Annotated in this window: 14 protein-coding genes; 4 read left to right on the forward strand and 10 right to left on the reverse strand. The window is 68.7% G+C overall.

Features of this window, described 5'->3' with window-relative positions; all coding sequences use genetic code 11:
• Positions 1–2 precede the first annotated feature (2 nt).
• Positions 3–764: a MerR family transcriptional regulator gene (locus tag MAY35_RS10950; protein WP_238421331.1), complete on the forward strand. Its 762-nt coding sequence runs from the start codon at positions 3–5 to the stop codon at positions 762–764.
• Between the two features lie 25 nt (positions 765–789).
• On the opposite strand, the gene MAY35_RS10955 is transcribed toward MAY35_RS10950, so the two are convergent.
• The 5 genes from MAY35_RS10955 to mftE are packed head-to-tail and all read right to left on the reverse strand — an operon-like array spanning position 790 to position 5,518.
• On the reverse strand, positions 790–1,377 hold the full coding sequence (locus MAY35_RS10955; protein ID WP_238421412.1) for a hypothetical protein: 588 nt from the start codon (positions 1,375–1,377) through the stop codon (positions 790–792).
• A gap of 52 nt (positions 1,378–1,429) precedes the next feature.
• The gene (locus tag MAY35_RS10960; protein ID WP_238421332.1) at positions 1,430–1,861 is read right to left on the reverse strand and encodes a PPOX class F420-dependent oxidoreductase; all 432 of its coding nucleotides are present in this window, start codon (positions 1,859–1,861) and stop codon (positions 1,430–1,432) included.
• 59 nt (positions 1,862–1,920) lie between these two features.
• Positions 1,921–3,252: a mycofactocin system GMC family oxidoreductase MftG gene (gene mftG / locus MAY35_RS10965; protein ID WP_238421333.1), complete on the reverse strand. Its 1,332-nt coding sequence runs from the start codon at positions 3,250–3,252 to the stop codon at positions 1,921–1,923.
• On the reverse strand, positions 3,249–4,808 hold the full coding sequence (mftF, locus tag MAY35_RS10970; RefSeq protein ID WP_238421334.1) for a mycofactocin biosynthesis glycosyltransferase MftF: 1,560 nt from the start codon (positions 4,806–4,808) through the stop codon (positions 3,249–3,251). Before mftF ends, mftG begins: the two co-directional genes overlap by 4 nt.
• Positions 4,805–5,518 carry a mycofactocin biosynthesis peptidyl-dipeptidase MftE gene (gene mftE, locus MAY35_RS10975; protein ID WP_238421335.1) on the reverse strand — a complete coding sequence of 238 codons (714 nt, stop codon included), beginning with the start codon at positions 5,516–5,518 and terminating at the stop codon, positions 4,805–4,807. The genes mftF and mftE overlap by 4 nt, the downstream gene beginning before the upstream one ends.
• Before the next feature lie 180 nt (positions 5,519–5,698).
• Here mftE and MAY35_RS10980 point away from each other — a divergent pair, with 180 nt between their 5' ends.
• A complete protein-coding gene (locus tag MAY35_RS10980; protein WP_238421336.1) occupies positions 5,699–6,823 on the forward strand; it encodes a CaiB/BaiF CoA-transferase family protein in 1,125 nt (374 codons plus the stop codon).
• A 122-nt stretch (positions 6,824–6,945) separates the two neighbouring features.
• On the opposite strand, the gene MAY35_RS10985 is transcribed toward MAY35_RS10980, so the two are convergent.
• The 5 genes from MAY35_RS10985 to mftA all read right to left on the reverse strand — a co-directional run bounded on the left by MAY35_RS10985 (position 6,946) and on the right by mftA (position 11,062).
• A complete protein-coding gene (locus MAY35_RS10985; protein WP_238421337.1) occupies positions 6,946–7,758 on the reverse strand; it encodes a mycofactocin-coupled SDR family oxidoreductase in 813 nt (270 codons plus the stop codon).
• A 64-nt stretch (positions 7,759–7,822) separates the two neighbouring features.
• Positions 7,823–9,022: a pre-mycofactocin synthase MftD gene (mftD, locus tag MAY35_RS10990; RefSeq protein ID WP_238421413.1), complete on the reverse strand. Its 1,200-nt coding sequence runs from the start codon at positions 9,020–9,022 to the stop codon at positions 7,823–7,825.
• 108 nt (positions 9,023–9,130) lie between these two features.
• Entirely contained in the window at positions 9,131–10,429 is a 1,299-nt protein-coding gene (gene mftC / locus MAY35_RS10995) for a mycofactocin radical SAM maturase (RefSeq protein WP_238421338.1), read from the reverse strand.
• Positions 10,430–10,592: 163 nt separating this feature from the next.
• Positions 10,593–10,955, reverse strand: a complete 363-nt coding sequence (gene mftB / locus MAY35_RS11000) for a mycofactocin biosynthesis chaperone MftB (protein WP_238421339.1) — start codon at positions 10,953–10,955, stop codon at positions 10,593–10,595.
• Complete coding sequence (gene mftA / locus MAY35_RS11005; protein WP_238421340.1) at positions 10,955–11,062, reverse strand: mycofactocin precursor MftA; 108 nt, start codon at positions 11,060–11,062, stop codon at positions 10,955–10,957. The genes mftB and mftA overlap by 1 nt, the downstream gene beginning before the upstream one ends.
• A 159-nt stretch (positions 11,063–11,221) precedes the next feature.
• Between mftA and mftR the strand changes: the two genes are divergently transcribed.
• Both mftR and MAY35_RS11015 read left to right on the forward strand, forming a co-directional pair.
• Entirely contained in the window at positions 11,222–11,854 is a 633-nt protein-coding gene (mftR, locus tag MAY35_RS11010) for a mycofactocin system transcriptional regulator (RefSeq protein WP_238421341.1), read from the forward strand.
• 135 nt (positions 11,855–11,989) lie between these two features.
• Positions 11,990–13,048, forward strand: a complete 1,059-nt coding sequence (locus MAY35_RS11015) for a ferredoxin--NADP reductase (RefSeq protein ID WP_238421342.1) — start codon at positions 11,990–11,992, stop codon at positions 13,046–13,048.
• Positions 13,049–13,050 lie beyond the last annotated feature (2 nt).

Raw genomic sequence — 13,050 nt, forward strand, 5'->3', positions numbered from 1 at the left:
GGATGACCGAGTACCGGATCGACGACCTGGCCCGCGTGTCCGGGACCACGACCCGGAACATCCGTGGTTACCAGGAACGCGGACTCCTGCCCGCCCCCCTCCGACGGGGGCGGGTGGCGATCTACACCGAGAAGCATCTGCGCAATCTCCGCGCCATCAACAAGCTGCTGGGCAGCGGCTTCACCCTCAAGCACATCGCCACCTTCATGACCAACCCCGGCGCCCGCATCGGGGATGCATTGGAACTCAACGAGATCCTCGACGAACACTGGTCGAGCACCACTCACCCCGAGATCACGAGGGAAGAGCTCGCCGACCGGTTCGGATCCCTCGACGATGACGAGGTGGCGGCGCTGCTGCGGGCCGGGGTCATCACCGAGACCGACCGCAACGGCGTCTATCAGGCCGTCGATCGTCGGATCATCGGCAATCTGGCCCGGCTCGTCCGGCGCGGCATGAAGCTGTCCACACTCGCCGACGTCCACGAGCGCTTCACCGGCAAGATCAACGAAGCCGCCGAGATCCTGATGACCGCCGCGCACGACGAGGTGGATCGCCGCAAGGGACCGGGATGGCTGCCGGCCGACGACGATGACGTGGCGTGGGCGGTGAACCTGCTGGGCATGATGCGCCGGGTCGGCACGGAGAACGCGCACGCGGCGCTCGATCGGGCACTCGACACCGCGCTGGACCGCGAACTGTTCGCGCACAAGACCGCTGTCGACCTCCGCGAGGACGCCGACCCGGCCACCTCCTCGGACTGAATCCGTCCGGGTCAGCGCACGGGTCTCAGCGGCGAGGCGCCCGCAGCGGCAGCACGACCGCCGATGCGAGGAAGAAGCAGATCGCGCCGACGAACGTACCGGCGGTGGCCAGGACCGCATCGGCGGTCACCCCGCCCCGGGTGACGAAGGCCCCGACCGCCGAGACGCCGAACGCCACGCATCCGATCCAGTTGATCATCACCGACCACCAGTCCCGGTCTCGAAGGTCCAGGCCTCGCCCCGAGGAGCGGGCGTAGCCGACGAAGGCGAGCGCACCGCTGACGAGGAAGGCGATCGAGCCGCCCGCATCGGGTGTCCACACCAGATGGCGGTCACCGGCGATCGTGTGGGCGACCAGCGCACCGGTCGTCGACACGTTGAACAGGATCGTCCCCACCGATTGCGTTGCCGCGCTGAACCACTCGGCACGGACCGCCGAACCCGGCGTCGACGCGCGCAGGTCTGCGACCGACCCGCTCCGGAGGAGTTGGACGAGACCGGCACCGGTGAAGAACCACGCACCCACGAAGTAGCAGAGGTTGGCGAAGCCCACACCGGTCAGCGAGGCCAGGCCGGGAGCCGAGCCGAGGGCGAAGAGCGACGATCCGACCATGAACCCCCAGCACTGCTTCGCCAGGGTCGGGGTCAGCAGACCGGCATGCCGGTCAGGCCGTGACATCGAGGCTCGCGATGACCTTGCGCGGCTCGATCCAGATCCCCAGTTCGCCGGGGACGCCGTTGCGTGCGCCGAACTCCTCGGCACGATCGGCGCCCATGTAGCGGGCGCCGCACGAGGTCGCGATGCGGCGGACCTCGTCGAGGTCCTCGGTGATGCGTGCGATTCCCTGCACCTGGACGAACGCGAACGGCGGCTCGGGGAGGTCGACGGACAGCACGACCCGCGGATCGCGGAGCAGTGCACGGCCTTTCGCGGTGGTGGCGCCGGTGTTGAAGGCGATGCGGTCACCGTCGAGGACGAACCAGATCGGGACGGCGAGCGGTCGCCCGTCGGCGGCCAGGTATCCCAGGTGCCCGGTCTTTGTCCCGGAGGTCAGGAACTCATGGATGGCCGGGTCGGTCAGCGACGGAGCAGTCATGTCCTCAGACTAGATTTCCCCATGCCCGTCCGCGACCCCCGACGGCGCCGAGTTCGACGTCACCGCGCGGCCAACAGGTCACCGATGCGGCACGCCATCATCATGATCGTCGCGTGCGGTCCGCTGTGCCCGCCGCTCGGCAGGACGGAGCCGTCGACGATGCGGAGGCCGTGGGTTCCGTAGACGCCGCCGAGCCAGTCGGTCCGGGTACCCATCGGCATGGAACCCCAGGCGTGCTGCGAGAAGCCCGGGCGGGAGGCCACGGTGACGCTGCCGGGAACCACGATGTCGGCGAATTCCGGGGCCCGCAACATCTCCACCACGCGCTGCGCACCTTCGCCCATCGTCGCGGTCGTGGCCGGGTCCGGATCGTCGAACTCCAGCCGGACACCTGTAGGTGTCGCCACGATCCGCATCGGTGCGGATCGCATGGCCGTCACCTCGACCATCGGCCGGGACGGCGGCACTCCGTCGATGAATGATGCGAAATCGTCTCGATAGCACCTGATCTCGAGGTCATCGTCGGTGTGCAGCACGGTCGGGAGCACCACACCGGGGTCCGCGGGCGACCGGCGTCGGTAGGAGACGGCGAGACCACGATGCTCGCCCGCCGCGAGTTGGCCGGTGCGCGCGGGGTCGATCGCCTCCAGCTCGGAGCGCAACAGAATCCCGGCCGTGCCGAGGGTGCCCGCCGCGAGGATCACCTCACCGGCGGTCACCGTGAGCTGACCGGCACGCACACCGGTCACGGTCCGGCCGCGCACCACCTCGAGACGTCCCACCGGACAGTCGGGCACCAGGACGAGGTTGGGCCGGGACAACGCGGTCGCGAGGTAGGCGTCGGCCGCGGATCGGCGGGTGGGGCCCGTGCGGTTCATCACTACCCGGTTGACCCCGGTGACGGGCCATCTGTCCTCGGCCGCGCGAACGTCGGCCCTCGGTGACCAGTAGCGTTCGAAAGCGGCTCCGGCGTCGCCCAGTTCGTCGTCGGACACCGGTTCGACGCCCATCGTCCCGCCCGGGCCGTCCAGTTCCTCGTACGCGGCGGCGACCGTCTCGAGATCCCACCCGGTGGGCCATGACGCGAAGTCCCCGGGGTGCCACCGCAGGAAGTAGCCACCGTTCACCGCCGATGACCCGCCGAGTGCCGCGCCACGCGGAGCCGCGAGTCCGAGATCGGTCTCGTGGCGTACCGCGTAGGGGGCGCCGTCGTGGATCGGGAGGCGCCGCAGATCGCGATCGGCGGGTCCGGGAAGACTCGCCGGGCCACGTTCGAGCAACACGACACTCCGCGAGTCATCGCGGGACAGCTTCTCGGCGAGGACGCATCCCGCACTGCCCGCCCCGACGATCACGACATCGGCGCGCAGCGATCCGCTCGACGATGTCATCGAGAGATGACCGGGCGCAACGCCTCCGGGTCTCGGTGGGAGATGACGCCCTGCCAGAGACCGGCACCGTAGGCGAGGTCGTCGAGACGGTGCATCACGATGTACCGCAGCGGGCCGAGGGCCGGCGGTCGGGTCGGGTCGGCGAGCAGGTCGCGGACCCACGAGACGACCCCCTCGGCAATGGCCACCTGCACCGCCAGCACGCGAAACCTCCGCGACACCAGCGCCAGCACGACCGCGACGGGCCAGTAGTGCCGGCAGATCGCGTCGGCGGCCTGCAGCAGGCCGAATCCGGCCGCCCGTCCGGTCATCTGCGCCGAGACGAGCGGAGCCGACGGCAGGTCACCCAGGCGACGACGCATCCGGACGGCGAGATGGGTGAGGATGATCATCGCCAGGGCGGCCCCGAAACGGGTGCGGGACAGCAGTGCGGCCACGGCGGCGGCCATGGGCACCGACATCACCACCGGCGCGGCACGGTCGCCGTGGCGCGAGGCCAGATGGGCTGCGCCCGTCCCGTAGAAGCACCGGCGGGACAGCACCGAGCGCAGGTCGGACCGGTGCTCATGCGCCACGCGCGCCACCGGGTCGTAGCGGATCCGCCATCCCTCGGCGTGCATCCGCCAGCACGCATCGACATCCTCGGCCACCCGGAGAGACTCGTCGAATCCACAGAAGGCGCTGCGCCGCACCACCATTGCCGCACTGGGCACATAGGGGGTGCGCGTGGACGGCGCCACGGCGGACTCCTCGGGGCCCATGTCCAGCGAGGACCAGCCGTTTTCGTACCGTGCCGCCAGCGAGGATGCCGGTGTCCCGTCGTCGCGCAGTCCGACGATGCGTGGGGCCACCACCCCGACGGTCGGGTCGGAGAAGTGAGTGAGGAGCACCGTCAACCAGTCGGCGTCGGGCACCACGTCGGAGTCGAGGAAGGCGACGAAGTCGGTCGTCGCGGCGGCGGCGCCGGCGTTGCGCGCCGCGGACGGGCCGCGGTTGTCGTCGAAACGGAGCACCTGCGCACCGGAACGGTCGGCGAGGACGGGGGTCGACGACCCGTCGTCGACGACGATCACGGCGAGTCCGTCGAGGGCCCGCAGCAACCGATCCACACCGGCCTGGTTGTCCCGAACCGGGATCACCACGGTCACATCCGAGGGCTGGGGCCCGAACATCGGCCGCGGGTTCGCGATCCCGGCGTCCAGCAGCGCCCGGGCAAGGCGCCGGGTCACGTTGTCGCACACCTCGATTCGCCCGTCTTCGGAGGTCATGCCGAGTGCGGTGTCAGACATGCGCAACAGACGGGTGGGGGATCCACCCACCAGGTAGCGGAAGTCACCCGCCTTGGCGCAGCGGAGATCGATCTGCACCTGGAAACCGTCCGGGAGATCGGTGCCCACCCCGCCGGCCTCGGCCGGGGCGGTGCCCTCCTCGTCCGACCCGGACGAGTTCGGCTGCGTCGCAGTGGTTTCCGTGTGCGCGCCGGCCGCCTTTCCGTCCGCAGAGGACTCCTGGCCCGGGCCCCAGCGGCGGGGGGCCGAATCGTCGAGTGCGGTCATGCCAGCCGCCCCTGGGCGTCGACCCGCCACGAGGACAGCGCCGCGCTCAGCCGCTCGGACACCTCCGCCATCAGGCGGGCCCCGTCATCGGCGGTCGCACCGCCCGGGTCGCCGAGGACACCGTTGGGGCTCACCGCGGCGACACCACCCGAGCGCATCGCACCGAGCAGCGCGCCCACCGGCTCGCGATTACCCGCCATCGCCCTGGAGGTGTCGACCGCCAACGGCGAAACGTGTAGCAGCACCGATGTTTCGGTGAAACCGGCGTGCGCATCGGCGCCGTCGAACGCACACGGGAACCAGGCGACGTCCCGGCCTTCGTATCGCAGCAGGCCCACCGCGTCGACCAGGGTCCGGGCGTTGCCGCCGTGTCCGTTGACGAACACCACGCGGGTGGCCCAGCGGCATGCACTGCGTCCGTACTCGACGAGGAGGCCACGCAACGCCTCGTGTCCGATCGAGATGGTCCCGGCGAAGCCCTCGTGCTCCCCGCTGGCGCCGTAGTTGAGGTCGGGGGCACGCATGAGGCCCGCGTCGGCGTCGGAGTGCGAACAGACGGCATCGGCGACCGCGGCGGCGATGCGGGTGTCGGTGTCGAGCGGGAGATGAGGGCCGTGCTGCTCGACCGAGCCCAGCGGCACCAGGAGCGTGATCACCTGCCCATCGAGGTCTGGCCAGCTGCACTGCCCCAACACCGACGGACCTGTCATTCGACCAATGCTAGCCATGGTGCTCCGCGGTATCTCGGCGTCGGGCCAAAACGGCGTGAAAACCGTGCCGGATATGCCTGCGACCACTCTGACGAGCGTTCGATCGGTTATGGAATGCTGGAAGCCGACCAGTGATGCCTGACACAGTGGGCAGTACAACGACCGGGAGGACCACACCCCATGAGCAGTGCCACACCGACGAGTTCGACACACGACAGCGGTAAGCCCGGCCCCCTCAGTTCGATCCGGGTCATCGAATTCGCCGGCATCGGCCCGGGACCGCATGCCGCGATGCTGCTCGCCGATCTCGGCGCCGACGTCGTGCGCGTGCAGCGGCCGGGATCGCTGCCCGCCCCCGGACGCAACGCCGACGCACTGCTCCGCGGCCGACGCGTCGTCGAGGCGAACCTGAAGGACGCCGACGACCGCGACACGATCCTCGGTCTCGTGGCCAAGGCCGATGTGATCCTCGAGGGTTTCCGTCCGGGCGTCATGGAACGGCTCGGCCTCGGTCCCGATGATCTCGCGAAGGTGAACCCCGGACTCGTCTACGGCCGGATGACCGGTTGGGGTCAGGACGGACCGCGCGCCAACCTCGCCGGGCACGACATCAACTACATCTCGCTCACGGGCCTGCTGCATGCGATCGGCCGAAAGGACGACCGCCCGGTGCCGCCGCTGAACCTCGCCGGTGACTTCGGCGGCGGCTCGATGTTCTTGGTCGTGGGCGTCCTCTCGGCATTGATCGAGCGTGGCATCTCGGGCCAGGGCCAGGTCGTCGACGCCGCCATGGTCGACGGCGCTTCTGTTCTGGGACAAATGATGTGGGCCTTCCGCGGCACCGGACTCTGGAGCGACACCCGCGGTGTCAACATGCTCGACACCGGCGCCCCCTACTACGAGGTCTACGAGACCTCCGACGGCAAGTACATGGCCGTCGGCGCCATCGAGCCGCAGTTCTACGCCGAACTGCTCAAGGGGCTCGAGCTCGCCGACGCCGACCTGCCGGACCAGAACGACATCGCGAACTGGGACAAGCTCCGGCAGGTCTTCACCGACACCTTCAAGACGCGCACGCGCGACGAATGGGCCGCGGTCTTCGACGGCACCGACGCCTGCACCTCGCCGGTCCTCACCTTCGCCGAGGCCCCCGCCGACGCGCACATGTCGGCGCGGGCCAACCTCGTCGACATCGACGGCGTGACCCAGGCCCAGGTGGCGCCGCGCTTCTCGCGCACCAAGCCGCAGACCCCGGCCGGCCCGACCACCGAGGCGACCGATCCGTCGACCCTCTGGGCCGACTGACTTCCCCGCATTCTGAGGCGCGGGGAGCGAAAGCGACCCACCCCGCTCCCTGAGGTGCGAGGAGCGAAAGCGACGAGCCACGAAGGGCGACAAACTCACGTCGTCCTTCGTGGCTCGCGGCGTCAGACCTTCGAGTGCCCCATGTCGATCTGGAACTCGGCGGCGGTGATGCCCTTGGCGCTGTCGGAGGCCAGGTAGAGCACCGCATCGGAGATCTCGTCGAGCGCGGCGACCGGGTGGTAGTCCAGGATGGACGTGAAATGCGGGTTCACCCACGGGATTCCGAAGATCCGGTGGGCCTCGGTGTCGGCCACGCCCATCGGGGTGTCCACGGCGTAGGGATGCACGCTGTTGACCCGGATGCGGTGGTGCCCCAGTTCCTTGGCCGTCGTCTGCGTGAGACCGACGAGTCCATACTTCGACGCCGAGTACGACGCCTGCATCGGCATCGCCTTGAGTCCGGCGACCGAGCTGATGACGGTGATCGATCCGCCGTTGGCCGCCTCGAGCATCGCGGGGATGGTTGCCCGCAACGTCTTCCACGCGCCGACCAGATTGATGTCGATGACGTCGGTGAACTGCTCCTCGGTCAGTTCCCACACCTTGCCCCACGTGAGCACACCCGCGTTGGCCACGACGTGGTCGAGTCGCCCGAACTGTTCGACGGCGTCGGCGACGAGCTGCTGTTGGAAGGCGAGGTCGCGGGTATCCCCTTGCCGCGCAAGGATCTTCCCGCCGACGCCCTCGACGAGACGAATGGTCTCGGCGAGGTCGTCGGCGGTCGCCGCCGGATAGGTCGCATGGTCGATGATCGGACCCGCGATGTCGAGACCCACGATCGTGGCTCCCTCACGGGCGAACCGGACCGCATGATTACGGCCTTGACCACGGGCGATGCCGGTGATGTAGACGACTTTGCCGTCGAACTGTCCCATGAGCAGAACTGTAACACGTTCTAGTTCTGCTCCCCCAGTGTTCCGGCGGCGAAAATGCGCCGCGTCAGGCGTCCCCGAACGACCGGGTGAAGCCGTCGGGAACGACGAGGTCGGCGGCCGAGAGTTCGTGCACGCTCTTGTGTCCGAGGCCCATGAGCACACCGTCGAGTCCCATGCGCATGAGGTCGAGCACGTTCTCCACGCCGGCCTGGCCGTTGGCGGCCAGACCCCAGAGGTAGGCACGGCCGATCATGACCGCGCGGGCGCCGAGCGCGAGCGCCTTGGCGACGTCGCTGCCGCGACGGATCCCGCCGTCGAGGAGGACCTCGATGTCGTTGCCGACCGCGGCCGCGATGTCGGGCAGCAGACGGATGGTCGCGGGAGTGCCGTCGAGGTTGTTGCCGCCGTGGTTGGACACCGACAGCGCCGAGGCGCCGATGTCCACGGCCCGCTTGGCGTCGTCGAGGCGCGTGATGCCCTTGACCATGAACGGCCCGCCCCACTGCTCCCGAAGCCACTGCAAGTCTTCCCATGTGGGCGGGGGCGTGTTCATCCACGAACCGTAGGCACCGAAGAACGTGGGACCGGTGACACCCTGCGGGGTGAGGTTGGGCGCGGTGAGGTCGGGGATGTTGATCTTGCCCCCCTTGACCCAGTCGAGCGCGTAGCGCGGCTTGACCGCGATCTCCGGACCCAGGCGCAGCAGTGCCTTGAAGTCGACCTTCTCCGGGATCTCGGGGCTGCCCCAGTCGCGGCCCACGTTGAACACCCAGTCGGTGGTGACGATCAGGCCCTTGGCGCCGGCTGCCTTCGCGCGTTCCGCGCGGGCCAGGATGTCGTCCCGGCTGCCGAGCCAGTAGATCTGGAAGAACACCTTGTCGTTGACCGCGGTGACCTCTTCCACCGCGTGCGAGGCAAAGCTCGACAGTCCCATGGCGGTACCGCGGGCCGCGGCGGCACGTGCGACGGCGACCTCACCCTCCGGGTCGACGGCCTGCACTCCGGTGGGCGAGATCATCACCGGGAACGAGATGTCCTGTCCCATCACGGTTGTCGCCATGTCGCGTTCGGCCTGAGCGCCGACGACGTGCGGCGCCCATCCGAGCTCGGAGAACGCGCGCACGTTGTCGTCGACGGTCACACCCGCCTGGGTGCCGGCGACCAGCGAGGAGTACACCGACTTCGGCAGGCGCTTCTTGGCCCGGCGTTGCGCCTCGGTGACGGTTTCGAACCAGGGATTTCTCGCCCAGGGGTTGGCAGCCATGTTCTTCCTACTCATTCATCGTCCATGAGCGCCGGCCGGGCACTCATGAGGCCGGGTGCAGCGGGCCCCGCCGGGACCCGCTGCACCCGGAACGTACCGCGGGTGGATCTACCGCGCGGCGGGGGTGAACCCGGCGAGCGGGTTCTCATCACAGCTCTTGGTGGGACGCGACGCGACCGGCGTCAGGTCTCCGTCGGGACGCCGCGTCATCAGCGTCAGCGGGGTTCCTCGCGAATGGTCCTTGTTCGCAGTCGGTTTGGTGCGATCACCGGCGAGGAGCTCCTCGCCGTAACCCTGCACGCACTCGGGGTCGGGACCCGCCAGCGGCAGGCCGGTGAAGAACTTCGCCGCCATGCAGCCGCCGCGGCAGGCGTCGAAGTGGGCGCACTTGGTGCACGCACCGGCGTTCTGCGGCTCACGCAGCTCGGTGAACAGGTCCGAACGCTGCCAGATCTCCTGGAACCCGCCATCGGCGAGGATGTTGCCGGCGAGGAAGTTCTCGTGGATCGCGAACGGGCAGGCGTAGACGTCGCCGACCGGATCGATCAGGCACACCACGCGACCGGCACCACAGAGGTTGAGGCCGGGCAGTCCGCCGCCGGAATCGGACCCGAAGGCCGACAGATGGAAGAACGAGTCACCGGTCAGCACCCGGTCACCGTGTGCGACAAGCCAATCGTAGAGTTCGCGCTGCTGCTGCGGCAGCGGGTGCAGATCGTCCCATACGTCGGCACCGCGACCGGAGGGACGGAGACGCGTGATGCGCAGGGTGGCGTTGTAGCGGTCGGCGAGTGCCTTGAACTCATCGAGTTGAGCGACGTTCTGCCGCGTCATGACCACGCTGATCTTCGCGTCGGCGAATCCGGCCTCCGCCAGGTTCTCCAGCGCACGCACGGCCATGTCGAACGACCCGGGCCCGCGCACCGCGTCGTTGACCTCCGCGGTGGCACCGTCGAGGGAGATCTGCACGTCCACGTAGTCCGACGCCGCCAGGCGGGCCGCGACCTTCTTGTCGATGCGTAACCCGTTGGTGGAGAACTTGACCCCGACCTGATGGCTGGTCGCGTAGTCGACGAGCTCCCAGAAGTCGGGGCGCACCGTGGGCTCACCGCCACCGATGTTGACGTAGAAGACCTGCATGCGCTGCAGCTCGTCGATGATGGCCTTGCACTGTTCGGTCGACAGCTCGCGGGGATCCCGCTTGCCCGACGACGACAGGCAGTGCACGCACGCCAGGTTGCACGCGTAGGTCAGCTCCCACGTCAGACAGATGGGGGCGTCGAGGCCCTTCTCGAACTGATCGACGAGGCGACCCACCTTGGGCACCTGCGGTTCGGTGACCGGCGCGGAGGCGCGGAGTGAGCTCGCGAGTTCGGCTGCGGTGGGCGGCATCTCGATGGTCGTCATCGTTGGTCCTAGCGTTCGGGGCCGGGCTGGGCTGGGTTCGGGGCTGATCTGGGGTGCGGGCTGATCTGGACAGCGGGCGGGCTCTCGCCCTGCGGGCCGGGCGCAGGCGCCGATCGACCGGGCCGGGTCGATCGTCGGTCACGGCGGGAACCGCAGGCAGCGGTCAGGCCGCGCGCGCCACGATCATGCCGCTGTCGGCGAGTGCGGTCAGCGCCTGAAGGTAGAGCGGACGCTGGGCGGGGGTGACCCCGGCGGCCAGCAACGCGGCCTCGGCCGAGTCGTGGTCGGCAAGGGATTTCACGATCCCCACCACGGTCAGGTTCTTCAGGAACGAGAGCTTGCGGGTACCGAAGTGGTACAGCAGCGCACCGAACGGTTCCGGGCGCAGTGCCACCTTCGGATTGAGCTGCCAGGCCTCGAGGGTGTCGAAACCGGGAGCGTCGGGACCGGGAGCGGGGGTGTCGAACCGGACCCCGGCGACCGCGGAACGGTCGCCGGAGATCGGATTCGATGTCGGGGCCGACATCAGTAGACCCCGCACATCCCGTCGATCGACACCTCTTCGACGAGCGACTCGGCGAGGAGTTCCGTGTCGTTCGAGTTCTGCATGTTGGCGGCGGACTGGTCTGCCATGATCCATACCTCCTTGGTTTTCGGTAGTGATGCGGATCACGGACGACTATAGTGGCACCCGGTGCAGAAAACCAGAGTCTGCGCGAAAACCGTCCGAATGGTCAGGCGCGGCTGTTGCGTCCTGCCGCGCCACACCGGCCCACTAAGGTGAATCCCGAGATGACTGGGGTCCCGATGACGACGAAGCAACCGGGTGCGAGACACGCGCGCACCTCGCCGGGCCGGCGCCCGATCACCTCGCGCGCCGAGATCAGCGCGCTCGCCATCGGCCTGTTCACCAGCCGCGGCTTCGAAGACACCAGCGTCGACGACATCGCCGAGGCCGCCGGCATCGCGCGCCGCACGCTGTTCCGCTACTACTCGTCGAAGAACGAGATCCCCTGGGGCGAGTTCGACGACCACCTCGGCGAACTGCGCGCGCTGCTCGCGGGCATACCGCCCGAGACCCCGATGGCGCAGGCGCTCATCGACGCCCTCGTCGCATTCAACCGCGTTCCGCCCGCGGAACTGGAGAACCACCGACGTCGGATGTCGCTGTTGCTGGGAGTACCGGCGCTGCAAGCGCATTCGATGATCATGTACGCCGACTGGCGGCAGGTCATCGCCGAGTTCTGCGCCGGCAGGCTGGGCCTCGACGCGAACGACCACCTCCCCCAGACGCTCGGCTGGCTGTGCCTGGGAGCAGCCCTGGCCGCCTATGAACGGTGGCTCGCCGATCCCGCAGCCGACCTCGAAGCCCTCATCGAGGCGGGAGCACGAACGGTGGCCGACGGTGTGGCAGCGCTGGCGTGACTAACCTGATCGAGGACAGCCCGGGCAACCGTCGGAAGACCCTCGTGGGGAGACCGGCACTTAGGCTAGGCTGAAGTAGAACGTGTTCTAATTTGGGCCGGTCGTCTCCGGCCCTCGACGGCGGAGACTGCTCACATGTCTGACCTGACCCCTCACGGCTCGCGCAGCGTGATCCTCACGGTGTCCGAGGTGATCGACGAGACGGCCGATGCCAAGTCCATCGCCTTCGACGTCCCCGAGTCGTCGTCGAAGGCCTTCACCGACTACAAGCCGGGCCAGTTCCTGACGCTGCGGATTCCGAGCGACCGGACCGGCTCGGTCGCTCGCTGCTACTCGCTGGCGTCCTCTCCGTTCTCCGATCCACGGCCCAAGGTGACCGTCAAGCGGACCGTGGAGGGGTACGGCTCCAACTGGGTGTGCGACAACCTCTCCCCCGGCACACAGGTCGAGGTCCTGCCTCCCTCCGGGGTCTTCACACCCAAGTCGTACGACGACCCGCTGCTGCTCATCGCGGCGGGCAGCGGGGTGACCCCGGTGATGTCGATCCTCAAGGCAGCGCTGACGAAGGGCGGCGCCCCGGTCGTCTTCTTCTATGCCAACCGCGACGTCGCGGACGTGATCTTCGCGCGCGAGCTCCGCGATCTCCTGGAGGCCCACGCCGACCGCCTCACGGTGATCCACTGGCTCGAAGCCCTCCAGGGGTTGCCCAGCGCGGCGGCCCTGGCAACGACCTTCGCACCGTATTCCGCCTCCCACGTCGCCTACATGTGCGGACCCGGCCCGTTCATGGACGCCGTCCACAAGGGTCTCGCCCAGGCGAACTTTCCCCACCACAACGTCCACACCGAGGTGTACAACTCGCTGTCCGGTGATCCGTTCGCCGACGTCGAACTCGACGAGGTCAGCGACGAGGAACAGGCGAGCGCGGCGACCGTCGACGTGGAGCTCGACGGCGAGACGCACACGCTGACGTGGCCGCGGTCGCGCACGCTCATCGACATCATGCTCGCCGCCGGGCTCGACGCGCCGTACTCCTGCCAGGAAGGCGAATGCGGTTCGTGTGCCTGCACTCTCACCGAGGGTACTGTCGACATGGACAATTCCGGAGCGCTCGATCCCGAGGACATCGAAGATGGATACATCCTGGGGTGCCAAGCCCATCCGACGTCGGACTCTCTGAAGATCGAGTTCTGACA

Source organism: Gordonia sp. 'Campus' (assembly GCF_022206305.1).
GTDB lineage: Bacteria > Actinomycetota > Actinomycetes > Mycobacteriales > Mycobacteriaceae > Gordonia.